The sequence below is a fragment of the Mycobacterium rhizamassiliense genome, assembly GCF_900157375.1.
Classification (GTDB): Bacteria; Actinomycetota; Actinomycetes; order Mycobacteriales; family Mycobacteriaceae; genus Mycobacterium; species Mycobacterium rhizamassiliense.
This window is the reverse complement of record NZ_LT721901.1, coordinates 1,684,002-1,697,640: the sequence shown is the minus strand read 5'-3', so window position 1 is coordinate 1,697,640 and position 13,639 is coordinate 1,684,002. Positions and strand designations below refer to the sequence as shown.

Annotated in this window: 15 protein-coding genes and 1 tRNA gene; 9 read left to right on the top strand and 7 right to left on the bottom strand. The window is 68.1% G+C overall.

The features are described 5' to 3' along the window. Positions 1–24 precede the first annotated feature (24 nt). Positions 25–1,800 (bottom strand): FHA domain-containing protein, encoded by a 1,776-nt coding sequence (locus MRAB57_RS08220; protein WP_077087127.1) that lies wholly within the window; start codon positions 1,798–1,800, stop codon positions 25–27. A 254-nt stretch (positions 1,801–2,054) separates the two neighbouring features. Between MRAB57_RS08220 and MRAB57_RS08215 the strand changes: the two genes are divergently transcribed. Continuing rightward, positions 2,055–2,140: transfer RNA gene (locus tag MRAB57_RS08215), tRNA-Leu, on the top strand. Between the two features lie 295 nt (positions 2,141–2,435). Here the strand turns inward: MRAB57_RS08215 and MRAB57_RS08210 are convergent. Beyond that, entirely contained in the window at positions 2,436–2,906 is a 471-nt protein-coding gene (locus MRAB57_RS08210; RefSeq protein WP_077087126.1) for a DIP1984 family protein, read from the bottom strand. A gap of 141 nt (positions 2,907–3,047) precedes the next feature. Here MRAB57_RS08210 and MRAB57_RS08205 point away from each other — a divergent pair, with 141 nt between their 5' ends. Further along, positions 3,048–4,115 (top strand): hypothetical protein, encoded by a 1,068-nt coding sequence (locus MRAB57_RS08205; RefSeq protein WP_077087125.1) that lies wholly within the window; start codon positions 3,048–3,050, stop codon positions 4,113–4,115. A 34-nt stretch (positions 4,116–4,149) separates the two neighbouring features. Beyond that, positions 4,150–5,037, top strand: coding sequence for an SCO6745 family protein (locus MRAB57_RS08200; RefSeq protein ID WP_077087124.1), 888 nt, complete (start codon positions 4,150–4,152; stop codon positions 5,035–5,037). A gap of 4 nt (positions 5,038–5,041) precedes the next feature. On the opposite strand, the gene MRAB57_RS08195 is transcribed toward MRAB57_RS08200, so the two are convergent. The 4 genes from MRAB57_RS08195 to MRAB57_RS08180 form a co-directional block, all read right to left on the bottom strand. Continuing rightward, positions 5,042–6,340 (bottom strand): PPE family protein, SVP subgroup, encoded by a 1,299-nt coding sequence (locus MRAB57_RS08195; RefSeq protein WP_077087123.1) that lies wholly within the window; start codon positions 6,338–6,340, stop codon positions 5,042–5,044. A gap of 375 nt (positions 6,341–6,715) precedes the next feature. Next, on the bottom strand, positions 6,716–7,048 hold the full coding sequence (locus MRAB57_RS08190; RefSeq protein WP_077087122.1) for a GNAT family N-acetyltransferase: 333 nt from the start codon (positions 7,046–7,048) through the stop codon (positions 6,716–6,718). 60 nt (positions 7,049–7,108) lie between these two features. Further along, positions 7,109–8,491, bottom strand: coding sequence for an acyl-CoA dehydrogenase family protein (locus MRAB57_RS08185; RefSeq protein ID WP_077087121.1), 1,383 nt, complete (start codon positions 8,489–8,491; stop codon positions 7,109–7,111). 91 nt (positions 8,492–8,582) lie between these two features. After that, complete coding sequence (locus MRAB57_RS08180; RefSeq protein WP_077087120.1) at positions 8,583–8,999, bottom strand: WhiB family transcriptional regulator; 417 nt, start codon at positions 8,997–8,999, stop codon at positions 8,583–8,585. Between the two features lie 143 nt (positions 9,000–9,142). Here MRAB57_RS08180 and MRAB57_RS08175 point away from each other — a divergent pair, with 143 nt between their 5' ends. The 6 genes from MRAB57_RS08175 (at position 9,143) to MRAB57_RS08150 (ending at position 13,361) form a co-directional block, all read left to right on the top strand. After that, positions 9,143–9,931 (top strand): helix-turn-helix domain-containing protein, encoded by a 789-nt coding sequence (locus MRAB57_RS08175; protein WP_077087119.1) that lies wholly within the window; start codon positions 9,143–9,145, stop codon positions 9,929–9,931. Further along, a complete protein-coding gene (locus tag MRAB57_RS08170) occupies positions 9,928–10,749 on the top strand; it encodes a C40 family peptidase (RefSeq protein WP_077087118.1) in 822 nt (273 codons plus the stop codon). Before MRAB57_RS08175 ends, MRAB57_RS08170 begins: the two co-directional genes overlap by 4 nt. 48 nt (positions 10,750–10,797) lie before the next feature. After that, positions 10,798–11,160, top strand: a complete 363-nt coding sequence (locus tag MRAB57_RS08165) for a DUF4226 domain-containing protein (RefSeq protein ID WP_077087117.1) — start codon at positions 10,798–10,800, stop codon at positions 11,158–11,160. Positions 11,161–11,295: 135 nt separating this feature from the next. Beyond that, positions 11,296–12,699: a DUF4226 domain-containing protein gene (locus MRAB57_RS08160; RefSeq protein WP_077087116.1), complete on the top strand. Its 1,404-nt coding sequence runs from the start codon at positions 11,296–11,298 to the stop codon at positions 12,697–12,699. Between the two features lie 45 nt (positions 12,700–12,744). After that, positions 12,745–13,062, top strand: coding sequence for an ESX-1 secretion-associated protein (locus tag MRAB57_RS08155; protein WP_077087115.1), 318 nt, complete (start codon positions 12,745–12,747; stop codon positions 13,060–13,062). Beyond that, on the top strand, positions 13,059–13,361 hold the full coding sequence (locus MRAB57_RS08150) for a DUF2694 family protein (protein ID WP_077087114.1): 303 nt from the start codon (positions 13,059–13,061) through the stop codon (positions 13,359–13,361). Before MRAB57_RS08155 ends, MRAB57_RS08150 begins: the two co-directional genes overlap by 4 nt. A 10-nt stretch (positions 13,362–13,371) precedes the next feature. Here MRAB57_RS08150 and MRAB57_RS28765 read toward each other — a convergent pair whose 3' ends face one another. Further along, on the bottom strand, positions 13,372–13,515 hold the full coding sequence (locus tag MRAB57_RS28765; protein ID WP_173813919.1) for a hypothetical protein: 144 nt from the start codon (positions 13,513–13,515) through the stop codon (positions 13,372–13,374). Positions 13,516–13,639: the final 124 nt, after the last annotated feature.

Sequence of the window (13,639 nt, the reverse complement as noted above, 5' to 3'; positions counted from 1 at the left end):
CACGGCAGCTCAAGCCCGGTGCGATCAGTGAATCCGAACGATGATCTCTGAGTGGCCCAACCGGATCACGTCGCCATCGGCCAACTGCCACTCCTGTACTGGTGCGTTGTTGACGGTGGTGCCGTTAGTGGAGTTGAGGTCGGACAGCAGCGCGACCTGCCCGTCCCAGCGGATCTCCAGGTGACGGCGCGAGACGCCGGTGTCCGGCAGCCGGAACTGGGCGTCCTGCCCGCGACCGACGATGTTGGAGCCTTCGCGCAATTGGTAGGTGCGGCCGCTGCCGTCGTCGAGCTGCAGCGTCACCGTGGTGCCGGCGGAACCGTAGCCGCCGCCATACCCGCCGCCGTATCCGCCGCCCGCCTGCTGGCCATAGTCACCGGATTGGCCGTAGTCACCGGACTGGCCGTAGTCGTACTCGCGGTGCTGGGTCTCGGCGTATCCGCCGCCGCCCTGCTGGTAGCCCTGGTCCTGTTGGTAGCCCTGGTCGTAACCGGCGCCGGGGACGCTTTCGGCGTACTGCGTGTAGTCGCCGCCCGACTGGCCGTACTCCTGTTGGCCGTACCCCTGGCCGCCTTGCTGGTAGCCCTGGTCGTAGCCGCCGGCCGGTTGCTCGTAGCCGCCTTGCTCGTAGCCGCCACTCTGCTGCTCGTAGCCGCCCTGCTCGGGGTAGCCCGGTCGACCCTGCTCAGTCGCACCTTGGCCGCCATAGCCGCCATAGCCCTGCTGCCCGCCGCCCTGCTGGCCGGCCTCGTAGCCCTGCGGGCCCGCGCCCTGCTGACCGCCGCCGTAGCCCTGCGGGCCGCCGCCCTGGGGTGGGTAGCCGCCGCCCTGTTGCTGGTCGGGGTAGCCGCCGCCGTAGCCCGGTTGGGCGCCCTGCGGTTGCTCGTAGCCCTGGCCGCTGTAGCCGGCGGGGGGTTGGTATCCGCCTGGGGGTGGGTAGCCGCCGCCCTGTTGCTGGTCGGGGTAGCCGCCGCGCTGGTCGTAGCCCTGGCCGCTGTAGCCGGCGGGGGGTTGGTATCCGCCTGGGGGTGGGTAGCCGCCGCCCTGCTGTTGGTCGGGGTAGCCGCCGCCGTAACCCTGCTGCCCGCCCTGCTGCTGGTCGGGGTAACCGCCGCCGTAGCCCTGTTGGCCACCCTGATCGGGGCGAGGCGCGTATCCGCCCTGCGGTGGGTAGCCACCCTGCTCTTGCGGGTATCCGCCGCGGGCGTCCTGGCCGCCCGGCGGCTCTTGGCCGCCGCGCGGATCCTCCGGCGGACGACCGTGGCGGTCGTCGGGATACTCATCGCCGGGCCGACCCTGCCCCTGACCGCCGCGGTAACTCGAATTGTCAGTCATCGGTGGTACTCCTGGTTCTGCGGTGAACGCCTGATTTGATTGTGGCCGGGCGGAATCGCTGAGGGTCGGGCGGGGCTCGACATCGGGGTTGACAGCACCGCGGGCGCGGAACTGGCCGGTATGCAGGTTCGGCAATTGCTCGAACCTGACGACCACATCACCATACGTTTGCCACCCCTGTTCATCGATATAGTCGGCCAAGTACCTCGCGAAGGCGCTCGACGTGAGACCTCGATCGGCCCGCACGTTCTCAAAGTCGTGCACACCGAGGGTAATGATGTACTCATTGGGCGCCAAAAGGCGATTGCCCTGCAGCGGACGCACACCTTCTTCGGCTTCCCGACGCAATAGGGCTTCAACCTCTTGCGGGACAATCGATCCCCCGAACAAACGGGCAAACGCATCGCCGACGGTCGATTCGAGCCTGCGCTCGATCCTCGCGGCGAGCCCTTTTTGGCTACCCATCCCCTAGCGTTCCCCCGCACTTACCGCGGTATATCGCCGGCGCAAGGCAAACGGCTCCACCCGCGTGTCGCATCACCCCAGCATGTTATCGGGATACCGCCGCGCGGCGTCACCGGGAAAATCCTGAGAATTGGATCGCCGCAGCTCAAAACAACGCGCGATGAGGTGGCCGTGCGCCCGGGGGCCGAACGGGCCGCCGCAGCGGTTGGGGCGAGCGCCCACTACAGTGATATGGTCCATCGGTTGTTTTCCCCGGGCGAGTGGCGGAATGGCAGACGCGCTGGCTTCAGGTGCCAGTGTCCTTCGGGACGTGGGGGTTCAAGTCCCCCTTCGCCCACCACAAGCAGTTCGATGAACTGCACACGCGACCAAAGGTCCCGCTCTCGAAAGGGAACGGGACTTTTTCGTCCCACCGCGAGGTGTATGCCCCTTGCCCACCCTCGTCGTCACGGATCTGCACGCGGTGATGTGCCGTGAACCGTGCCCCGTCACCTGTGCGCAATGCTGGGCTGCGGTGTTAGGAGGGAGTTGAACCCATTGCGCTGCCCTTCGCGCGCCAGTAGAGACCGGACTTCGCCCGCCGGTCGGGGCTTGTGCACGCCCCCGCGACGACTACCTGCTGCACCTCGGGTCGGTTAATCCAGCAGATCCACCTCCCAGTTCGAGCGCTGGATGCGCACATCGAGCTCGCGAAGTTCGCGCGCCGCCTGGTCGGCCTGGGCGCGTAGCTCGGCAACGGGCAAGGCGGACAACATCTTTAGCTCCGACCGCAGTTGCCGCGAGTAGCTCTGCTGATTGGTGCCCGCTGCCGCGTCGGCAGCGGTGGTCAGGACGTGGTGACGCCACCGCAGTGCGTCCCGCCGGGCCAGCGCATCGGTCAGCGTGCCGCCGGCGTCGATCGCCGTGGCCGCGTTGGTGCGATTGATGCGCCGGATGAGGGTTTCGTAGTCACCCAGCACGCCCTCGACATCGGCCAGCAAGGCCGCGGCATCCTCTGCCGGTTCCTCGCCCTCCTGATAGCGGGCATTGCTCACGATGCGCGTGCGCAACTGCTCGATACGGCGCACCGCGGTCGCCCGCATCGACAACGCCTCCGCCAACTTCACAACGCCAACCCCCTCGAATGCCGGCCGTCCTGGTGCGGCCAGAACAATGGTCAACCAGTATCGGCGAGCGGGCAATTCACCTTCGGGGTTCCGTCACCACGGTGACTACCGGTCTTCCGGGACGGCCGGTAGAACTTGAGCATGACCGACACCGTGAAGGTCACCATTGACCGCAGTTCGGTGGCGATGGGCGACGACGTCGAGTCACATCGGGAGTTTTGGGTCTTCCCCGCCGAGGCCACGGTCGACGATCTGCTTGTCGCCATTTCAGCCGGTTTCCTCCCGGGCGTCGCGGGCCCGGCCGGGTGGTCTGTCGACGTCAACACGAAGGATCAGGATCGCCGCTGGGATCTCGGCTTGATCTATACGCGAGATGACCTCAGGCAGGAAGACCAGATCTGCCGATTGCATCCAGGCACAAGAACATTGGGCGATTTGGCCAGGTGGGCCGAATCGCCGGAGGAGCTCGACGTCCGCGCCAGCTATCTGAGCGGGGACATGGGACGGCGACTCTCGCTCGGCGAGGTGAAGGGTGGCAGCGGTTACACCGGGAGTCAGCCGGTGAAGCTGGAATCCGAAGCGGCCACCGACGCCAAGGTCGACTGGGTATTAACGCGCGAGCTGGACCGCCGCGCTGCTGATGTCACCACCGCTCGGCGCGACTGGATTCGGCACCACATCGTCTGGGCGGCACCGCCACCCTCGGGCTCCGAAGTCTTCATTGCCCGCAACTTCCATTTCCTCGCCCAACTGCACTGCCCCGCCAGCATGAACGTCGCCGCACAATTGCTGGGAACGGACGGCGCTAGATACAAAGACGTTGAAGCGCTGGTCGACGCTGACGCTCGGCCCGCCGCGGTGATCATGGCCATGGTGGTGGCCGCGTTCGAATGGAATATCGCCAACCGCAGTTGGCGAGGCGGCGAACGCGACTACTGCAAGCCGTATTTCGAATTCCTTTCCAGCTGTGGCTATCGGCTTTCGCCGATCGAAGAGGTGCTCGCGGGCCACATCAGCGTGCAGGAGTTCAAGTTCTCGGCTGCCGATGCTGCCCGGCTGGAGCGCATCAGGGAATTGCGCCACCAGCAATACCAGCTACGCATGGATCGCTACTACGCGAAGACGCTCGCCGAGGAAGAGTACCGATCCGCAGTCACCCGATTACACGCCGAACTATCGGACCTGGGCGAGCTTCCCGGACCCATGTAACAAAGGGCCTGGCGTCGAGTGCTTAACTGCAATCGTGCGCAGGGACCCCCGGCTGGCGCGCCGCTTCTTCGATCGGTACGAGCCGATCCACGCCGTGACGTACTTCGCCCCCGAGGCGCGGGCGGCGCTGGACGAGCTGGGCTACCGGGGCTTCTGGATGGGCTACTTCGCCGCCCGCTCGGCGCCGCTCGGCGTGGCGCCGCCGGAGGTGGTCACCGCGGTCTTCTACAACTTCACGCCCGAGCGCGTCGCCAAGGCGCTGCCGGCCGCCTGGCAGTTCGCCGGACCCGACGCCGCTTTGCGGGCCCGGCAGGACTCGGCCGTCGCCGCGCTCCGCCGCTACGGCTTGGAATCAGATGAAAACGTCAGTGCCGCAGCGGAATTGGCGAAGAAGGCCGCCTGCCACGCCCCGCTCGACGGGCGACCGTTGTTCGCGGCGAACCGGGCACTGCCGTGGCCGGACGACCCGCTGGCGGCGCTGTGGCACGCCGCCACCCTGCTGCGCGAGCAGCGCGGCGATGCGCATGTCGCGGCGTTGACCGCCGCGGGTGTCTCGGGCCGCGAATCCAATGTGCTGCATGCCAGGGCGGGCCGGGTGCCGCCCGAGTACCTCGCCCGCGCCCGCGATTACGACGACGCGGAATGGAGCCTGCAGGAGAAACGGCTGGCCGAGCGCGGGCTGCTGAACGCCGATGGCTCGCTGACACCGGACGGGCAGGCGTTGAAGGACCACCTCGAATCGACCACCGACGCGCTCGCGCTCTCGGCGCTCGATGCGCTCACCGACGACGAGGTGGAGACGCTGTTCCAGGCGCTCACCCCGATCACCCGGACGGTGATCGCCGGCGGCGATCTGCTGTCGGTCACCCCGATGGGCCTACGCCGCGACGAATTACAGGACGGCAGCGCGAATTTGGCGTAACGCGTCAGTGCGGCAGCAGGCGCTGCTTCTGCTCGGCGAACTCTTCTGCTGTCAGGATGCCCGCGTCGCGCAGCGCGAACAGTTCACGCAGCTCCGCGGAGATGCCGGTGATCGGGCCGCCGGGCAAAGCCTCCGCGTCTTCGTCCTTGTCGCCGGGCTTGGCCGACTTGCCCGTCGCCATCCCCATCCGCTCGCGCATGCCCGGCCCGCCGGCACCGGTGGTGCCCGCCATGGCGCGCCCGGCCATGCTGGCCAAGGCCATCTGACTGAACAGGCTTCCGGCGCCGCCCGCCGAGGCCTCCGCGGCGACCCCGACGGTGGTGGCCGGTAGCGCCATCGCGCTGAGGCGAAATTCCGGGGCCGCGGCGGCCCACGTCGCCGGCACCGACAGCCGGCCGACCGACGTCGCATCGGCGAGGTTCGCCGACACCGCCGACGTGTTGGTAATCACCGGGAAACTCGTCGGGGGCGCCGGCGCGAATCCCGGCCAGGACTGGATGCCCGCCCAGCCACTGACGATGTCGTCCGTGTGGAAACCGGTCAGCGCACCCGCAACGTCGTACGGCAGGGCCGTCGAGTCGACGGCAAGGCCCGCGATGCTGGCTGGGGGGTCGACGAAAATGCCAAGGACATCGGCCGTGGCGTCCAGCTCGTCCAGCGGCGAGAGGGGGTCGGCGGCGGCTGCCGGCGCGAACGACGCGAGGGAGTTCTGCACGTTGCCGGCGGGGGTGGCGCTCGCGCGCGAGACGGCAGCGGACTGCTCGGTTCCCCCGCCGCTGTCGGTGCTCGACTCGGGAGAGTTGAAGCGCTGCAACCTCGTGGCCGACGCCGAGGCACCCGAATAGGTCTGCATCGCGCCGGTGTCCTGGGCCCACATCTCGGAGTACTGCGTTTCGGTCGCCGCGATGGCGGAAGTGTTCTGCCCGAAGAAGTTCGAGGCGACCAGCGCCGCCAGCAGGCTCCGGTTGGCCGCGACCACCGGCGGCGGCACCGTCGCCGCGAATGCGGCCTCGTACGCCGCGGCCGCCGCAACCGCCTGCCGCGCAGTCTGATCGGCCTGCGCCGCGGTCGTCTGCATCCATGTCACATAGGGGGCCGCGGCGGCGGCCATCATCATCGACGCCGGGCCAAGCCACGGCCCGGCCGTCAGGCCGCTGATCGCCGACTGGTACGCGCTCGCCGTGGAATGCAGCTCGGCGGCCAGGGCTTCCCAGGCCGACGCGGCGGCCAGCAGGGGCCCTGAACCGGCGCCCGCATACATCCGCGCGGAGTTGATCTCCGGCGGCAGTATCGCGAAGTCCATGGCATCCCTTCAATCGAGCAGCCCGGCACGAGGGTCTCAACGGTAAACGGCAAACAAACGCAGGATTACCTTAAACGGCGGCGCTCATTGTCAATCATTTTGCTCACGAAGACTGTCAGTTAGCTGGGAGGCCTAGTTATACCCCGCGAACGGGCTCCCAAATCCTCGGTTTGAAGCGGTCTGCGCCGCCACAAAAGCGCGCAGTCAGCTGCTGATTTGCCCCACCGGCGCGAGCGACGGCCGCGCGCACCGGGTTCGACACGCCAGGCGGGCCGGCTCGGGGGCGGCGGCGGCGCGCCGAGCAGCGGGTTATTGCCCTACTGCCGCAGTCGTCGGCCGATGCCGCCAGCGGCAAAAGGTGGAAACCCGCCGGCGCTACAGCGTTTGCGACCACGCGACGATCTCGGGCGTCACGGGGTCGGTGATGTCCTTGAATTCGGGGTGCTTCGTGAGGACGGTCTCGACCATGGAGCACACGGGCACGATCCGTTTGCCGGCATCGCGGGCGTTATCCAGCGCCTCCTTCAGCAGGATGGACGCCAGGCCTCGTCCGCCGAATGCCGGGTCGACGACGGTGTGGTAGAAAACCCGCTGGTCGCCGCGGTCCGCGAAGTCGGCGTGGCCGACCTTTTGACCGTCGACGGCGATGGTGTACGTCCGGTCCTCCGCCGTGACGGTGGTTTCGGCGCCGGTTTTATCGGTCGTCATGTGGATTCCTTTCCTGGTTGGTGCGTGGCCCCGATAACCCGCGACGGTACCGCGCGCGGTTTACCTGCCGGGAGGCCGCAACACCTTCATGGCCAGCCGCATGACGGGTTCGGGCACCCGGTCCTGCATGGACAGCGCGGTGTCGGCGGCGCGAGATCGCAATGGGGCGCCCCGACCGAAAATCCGGTTCAGCGGTCCACCCGACGGCTCGAGGACGACATGCAGTGGCGGGGTGCCGACCGACGCCCCGAGCGCGTTGGCGATGACCATCCGCTGGATCTCGCTGGTGCCCTCGAAGATGGTGTACAGCTTGGCATCTCGATACCACTTCTCGACCGGGTGGTCGGTGATGTAGCCCCAGCCGCCCAGGGTCTGTATGGCGCGCTCGGTGGCCTTTACCGCCACCTCACTGGCGGCCATCTTCGACATCGACCCCTCGCCCCGCTCGAAGGGGACGTTGTTGGCGGCCATCCACGACGCGCGCCAGGTCAGCAGCCGGGCGGCGTCGATCTGCGTGGCCAGCTCCGCCAACGGAAACGCGATGCCTTGGTTGTCGATGATGGGTGCGCCGAACGCCTCGCGCTCGGTGGCATACGCCGTCGCGTATTCCAGAGCCGCGCGGGCGATCCCGATCGCCTGGGCCGCGACCATCGGGCGGGTCTGCTCGAAGGTGCCCAGGGTCGCCGAGCCCGAACGTTGTCCGCCGGCCACCAGCTCGCGAGCCTTGGCGAGCTTGTGCTCGAGTTTGTCTTGTCCGCCAAGCAGATTCGCGCCCGGGACCCGGACGTCGTTGAACAGCAACTCGGCGGTGTGAGACGCCCGGCAGCCCAGCTTGTCGAGCTTGCGCACCAGTTCCAGGCCGGGGGTGCCGCCAGGGACCACGAACAGGGCCTGGCCGCGATGACCCAACTCCTCGTCGACCACCGCATTGACCACATGCACGTTGGCGATGCCGCCATTGCCGATCCACATCTTGTGGCCGTTGATGATCCAGTCGTCGCCGTCACGGCGGGCGTAGGTGCGCAGATTGCGCACGTCGCTGCCGCCTTCCGGCTCGGAGATCGCGAGCGCCGCGAGCTTCAGATCGCCCGGGGTTCCGAAACATTCGGGCGCCCACTGCAGCATCTGCTCCGGCGATGCGGCCTGGCCGATAGCCGACAGCGCCAGCGCCGGCATGACGATCGCCAGGCCTATTCCGGCGCAGCCCCAGAAGAGTTCTTCCATGAACATCGGCAGCGACATACCTGTCGGGTCGCCGATCAAGTCGCGGTAGAACAACGGGCTGTAGAACCCGCATTCGGCGGCCTCCTCTAGGACCGGCCACGGAAATTCCTGCCGCTGGTCGTATTCGAGAGCCACCGGACGAATCACGGATTCGGAGAACTCGTGCGTGCGTCGGGCGAGGTCGTGTTGTGCTGCCGTTGGTGTCAGGTCGAACGTCATGGATGCGCCTTCGAGTCGACGGTCAGATGTCCCGTCGCGATCGACTACCCGGCCAACTGGGTGAACAAACGTTCACGCCCCCGGCGCGCCGTCAGGCGGCAGTGCGCGGGCCCACCTGCGCCATCGGCAGGTGCAGCACGACGGCGGGCGCCGGGATGACGTCGTGCTCGCGGCGCGTCAGCAGGTTTGCGTTCTCCGGCAGCTGCCGGGAGTTGATCTCGCCGTCTGCGATGCGGCGCAATATGTCGTGGGCGTGCGCGAGTTGATCGCGCTTGCGGTACTGGCCGCCGGGAAGCTTTACGCCGGCCCACACGCCGTATTCCTCGCGATGCTGGATCGCGTATTGGGCGCACCGGCGCTGCTGGGCCAGCGGGCAGCGGCGCAGGCACTGAATCCGGGCCTCGGTGGCGGACCGCTCGTAGGCACGCGCCTTAGCTGCGCCGTCGCCTTCGTCGTCGTCTGGGTAGCCGAACCACAGTTCCGGGTTGGCTGCACACGGGTTGCCCATCTCGGTCTCCTTGCTCCTTCAAAACGTATACAGAAGCGTATACACAACTAGGCCGCCAGCGCAAGAGAAACGTGATGGAAACGCATATCCGTTAAGCCTGGATCCTGGCTGTGTAATATCCGGCCTATGGCCGGAGCCTGTTGGTGAGCCGTGAATCGGCTGGTGCGGCCATTCGCGCGTTGCGCGAGTCGCATGACTGGTCATTAGCGGAGCTCGCCGCGGCGACGGGCGTCAGCATCATGGGGCTCAGCTACCTGGAACGCGGCGCCCGCAAGCCGCACAAAAGCACAGTTCAGAAGGTTGAGAACGGCCTGGGTCTGCCCCCCGGAACGTATTCTCGGTTGCTGGTGGCCGCCGATCCCGACGCCGAACTGGCCCGTTTGATCGCCGCGCAGCCGGCGGTGACCACGCCTGCGCGGCCCGCCGGGGCGGTGGTCGTCGACCGTCACAGCGACACAGAAGTGCTGGAAGGCTACGCCGAAGCACAGCTCGATGCCCTCAAATCAGTCATCGATAGATTGCCGGCGACGACATCAAACGAATATGAGACGTATATTCTCTCTGTGATCGCGCAGTGCGTGAAGGCGGAGATGCTCGCGGCCAGCTCGTGGCGGGTGGCGGTGAACGCGGGCGCGGATTCGACGGGCCGGCTGATGCAGCATTTAGAAGCACTCGAGGCGACGCGCACGGCGTTGCTCGAGCGGATGCCCGCCAGCTTGAGTGCCAAGTTCGACCGGGCGTGCGGGCAGTCGTCGTTACCTGACACGATCATCGCCGCATTGCTGGGTGTGAGCAGCGACGAGATGTGGGACATGCGCAACCGCGGGGTGATCCCCGCCGGTGCGCTCCCCCGCGTCCGGGCGTTCGCCGATGCGGTTGAGTCGACGACCGGCGACGAGGCGGAGGAGACCAGCGGCGGGGGGGACGAATGACCGAAAGCGACGTCGAGGCGTTGCGACGCGCTCACGAGTTGTTCGCCGGGGTGGGCCAGCCGCCGACGTTCGCGTCTGCGGACCGCGGCTGGCCGTCACGGCGCGCTGGTGACGTCAATAGCTTTGTGGGACAAGGTGATTACCAACGACGGGTGCAGCACAGCCGGGAAGCCCTGCTGTCGGCGGCACGTACGGACAACGCTGCCGCGCGCGTCATCGCCGGCGCGCACCAGGACCGGGCGCAGGCCCAGGCCCTGACCAAGGGCGTCCTCGACGAGGCCCGCGCCGACGCCGCCGCCCCCACCACGCCGATGGCCCAGCGGGAGGCGATGCGCCGTCGTGCCGCGCGGCTGCGCGCACAGCGCACCCACGTCTTAATCGCCAGGCTGCACGCCCGGCGCCGGTCGGCGGCGCTGCGGGCGCTGCGTTATCGGATGCTGCACCACCGCGGTCCGGGATTGACCGGCCTGGCCGTGCCGAACGGGCGCGCCGGGCTCGCGGTGCGCGCGGCGCTATCGAGGCTGGGCCGGCCGTATGTCTGGGGCGCGACCGGGCCCGACCAGTTCGACTGCTCCGGCCTGGTCCAATGGGCCTACGCGCAGGCCGGCATTCACCTGGACCGGACGACGTATCAGCAGATCAACGACGGGATCCCGGTGGCGCCCGCCCAGGTCCGGCCGGGTGACCTGGTCTTCCCGCACGCTGGCCACGTGCAGATGGCCATCGGCAACGGCCTCGTCGTCGAAGCGCCCTACTCGGGTGCCTCGGTGCGGATCAGTCACCTGGGCAGCAACATTGCGATTCGACGGCCGATATGAGTGGCAAAAAGACCGCCCGCCGCGTCGGCACGATGATTAGGTGAACGGATGTCGGAACAAGCTGGACCCTCGCTAGAGGCCATTCAGGCGCGACAGTCGGCGCTGGCGAGCCAACACGGCTCGGTCGCCGACGCCGATCGCGTGCTGGCCGAAGTGGTTGCCAGCGCTCACGCAGCGATCCGCGACAGCATCCGGCGCCTGGACGCGATCGCCGACGAGATCGACCGCGCCGCTCCGGGTCAGGCCCACCTCGCGGTGGATACGCCCTTGGGGGCGCGGGAGTTTCAGAAATTCCTGCTTGCCAAACAGCGCGAGATCGCCGCCGTCGTGGCGGATGCCCACGAGCTGGACGGCGCGAAAGCGGCTGTGCTGGAAAGCCTCCGGGAGCAGTACGCCGCCCCGGGCGGTTAACCGGACGGCGGGCGGGCGGTTACCCACACCCCCACCGACGTGAATTGTCGGCAGGCATCGACGGCACTACTGTCGGCCGGCATGGAGGGGTTGCGACACCGCCCGTACGGGGGCGGCGGGGTGTTCGTCTAGCTGATGTCGACGTATGACGAGTTGCTCGGCACGGTCAAAGTGGTGCGGGACCGCACCGGTGATCCGAACGCGTGGCAAGCCGGACTGACCCCGACTGAGCTGACGGCCGTGGTCACCCCGACCACCCGTTCCGAAGACCTCGCCGCGATCTTGGCCAAGATCCGCCGCCAACATCCCGACCTCTTCGACGCCCGGGCCATGCCGGCCGGGCCCGGCCCGTCGAACCGTTCCGAGGGTGCAGCCGCCGAAGCCATAGCGGGCGCCGAAGCGGCTCTATCGCAACAGAATTCGGCGAGCTCGCAGCTCGACCTCCAGGTGGTCTCTGCGATCATGAATGCCCACCTGAAGACCGTCGAGGGCGCCGACGCGCTGACCGAGTTGCAGCGCGAAACCGAGGCGGCGGTCCAGGCGCGATCGGATCTGGACACCCCGGTGGGCGCGCGGGATTTTCAGCGGTTCCTCATCGGCAAGCTTCGAGACATCCGCGCCGTGGTGATTAATGCGAGCCTGGACGACACGTCGAAGTCGGCACTGATGGCCGCGTGGACGTCGCTGTACGACGCCTCGAAGGGCATGCCCGGCGAGACCCGGCCCGCAGCGGCGACTGCGAATGCCGAACCGGCGGGCGCCGCCGCGGTGCCGGCTGCCGACGCCGGAGCCGACCCCCTGCTGGATTCGCTGCTGGCGGACGACCCGGGGCTGCTCGGCGGGGATCCGGGGCCGGACCCGGTTATGTCCTCCCCCGCGCCGCCCGGCCTGCCCAATTCGGGGGCGGCGCCGCTGCCCGGGGGGAGCGCGTTGCCGGGTTCGTTGGCCGGCTGGGGCCCGCCGGGCGGCCTGCCGCTGCCGGCACTGCAGCAGGGCGGCGATCCGGCCCTGACGGGTCTGGACGATGGGCTGTCCGATGCCGAAAATCCGGGCGCAGACGACGAAGCCGCCGCGGACGAACTCGACCACGACAAGGAACGCGACGAGGACGCGTCGGCCGACAGCGGCCCACCGCCGTCGGGTCCGACGACGGTGACCCTGCCCAACGGCGAGACGGTGACCGCCGCCAGCCCGCAGTTAGCCGCGGCCATCAAGGCCGCCGCCGGCGGTACGCCGATCGCGGATGCCTTCGGCCAGCAGGGAATCACCATTCCGGCGCCGGGAACCGCGGTCAGCAATCCGGTCGACGCGGTGCAGGTCATACCCGGAGACATCGGCATCTTCACCGATCGGCATGCGCTTGCTCTCGGCCACGACAAGGCTCTGCTCGATGGGCAGATTCAGCACATCGCCACCGTAAGCGGCCCGAGCTTTCTAGGCTGGGAGCATCCGCCGTCGGGGCAGACAGCGACCGAGCCGGCCCGGACCGGCACACCGACACCGACCCGGCCGGCGAGCACGCCGACCACCGAACAATAGTGATCTCGCCGGCCCGTCCGGCGTCGCACGAAGAGGAGACAGCGGATGGCTGACCGAATCCACGTGGTGCCCGCGCACTTACGTAATGCCGCTGCGCACCATCAGGAGACCTCCGACTACCTGCGCACCATCCCGTCGTCGCACGGGGCCATCCAGGAGAGCCTGGACTCACTGGGTCCGATCTTCGGCGAGCTTCGCGACGCGGGGCGGGATTTGCTCGAGCTGAGACGGCAGTGCTACCAGCAACAAGCCGAGGACCACGCCGACATGGCGCACAAGCTGCACGTGTCGGCGGCGGTATGGGACCAGCACGAGGAAGATGCCACGGGCCAGTTCGGCGGCATCGTCGACGGCGGTCGATGACCGAAGCCAATCCCGCCTTCGACACCGTTCACCCAAGTGGACACATCCTGGTCCGCTCGTGCCGCGGCGGGTACATGCACAGCGTTGCGCTCAGTGAAGAGGCGTTGGACACCGACGCCGTGACCCTGGCCCAGGGCATTTTGTTGACCGCCGACGTGTCGTGGCTCAAAGCGCTGCTGGAGATTCGGGACGAAATCGTGTCCGCCGGGCATACCCCGTCCGCCGAGGTACCGACCTCACGCGACCTGGATGCCGCCATCGAGAAGCTGCTGGCGCATAAATTACGCCGACGGGATTGAACCGACGGGACTAGAGCAGCCACCTCTTAGCGGCGTCGGGATCGGGCGCGATGTCCGTCGGCGGCTCGATCGGGTTGGCGCCGAACAACTCTCGCGCGCGGCCGAGCAGAGCGCGGACCTCGTCCAGTTGCTGCTGCAGCGCCGAATCTGCCATGACCCCACGCTACCCAGGCCGTCGAGGCCGCACAATTCACTCTCGGGAGATAACTCGTCGCCGATGTCGGTACGCTGAACCGGTGGCGATCTTCGGTCGGAATGCGGCGCGCCGGCGCCTCCGG

What these genes read in the sequence shown, in the direction of transcription:
- MRAB57_RS28765 (WP_173813919.1), bottom strand. Translation starts at nt 13,515, where the DNA reads ATGGCAGATTCGGCGCTGCAGCAGCAACTGGACGAGGTCCGCGCTCTG.
- MRAB57_RS08185 (WP_077087121.1), bottom strand. Translation starts at nt 8,491, where the DNA reads ATGACGTTCGACCTGACACCAACGGCAGCACAACACGACCTCGCCCGA.
- MRAB57_RS08160 (WP_077087116.1), top strand. Translation starts at nt 11,296, where the DNA reads ATGTCGACGTATGACGAGTTGCTCGGCACGGTCAAAGTGGTGCGGGAC.
- MRAB57_RS08165 (WP_077087117.1), top strand. Translation starts at nt 10,798, where the DNA reads ATGTCGGAACAAGCTGGACCCTCGCTAGAGGCCATTCAGGCGCGACAG.
- MRAB57_RS08150 (WP_077087114.1), top strand. Translation starts at nt 13,059, where the DNA reads ATGACCGAAGCCAATCCCGCCTTCGACACCGTTCACCCAAGTGGACAC.
- MRAB57_RS08155 (WP_077087115.1), top strand. Translation starts at nt 12,745, where the DNA reads ATGGCTGACCGAATCCACGTGGTGCCCGCGCACTTACGTAATGCCGCT.
- MRAB57_RS08195 (WP_077087123.1), bottom strand. Translation starts at nt 6,340, where the DNA reads ATGGACTTCGCGATACTGCCGCCGGAGATCAACTCCGCGCGGATGTAT.
- MRAB57_RS08220 (WP_077087127.1), bottom strand. Translation starts at nt 1,800, where the DNA reads ATGGGTAGCCAAAAAGGGCTCGCCGCGAGGATCGAGCGCAGGCTCGAA.
- MRAB57_RS08190 (WP_077087122.1), bottom strand. Translation starts at nt 7,048, where the DNA reads ATGACGACCGATAAAACCGGCGCCGAAACCACCGTCACGGCGGAGGAC.
- MRAB57_RS08205 (WP_077087125.1), top strand. Translation starts at nt 3,048, where the DNA reads ATGACCGACACCGTGAAGGTCACCATTGACCGCAGTTCGGTGGCGATG.
- MRAB57_RS08170 (WP_077087118.1), top strand. Translation starts at nt 9,928, where the DNA reads ATGACCGAAAGCGACGTCGAGGCGTTGCGACGCGCTCACGAGTTGTTC.
- MRAB57_RS08180 (WP_077087120.1), bottom strand. Translation starts at nt 8,999, where the DNA reads ATGGGCAACCCGTGTGCAGCCAACCCGGAACTGTGGTTCGGCTACCCA.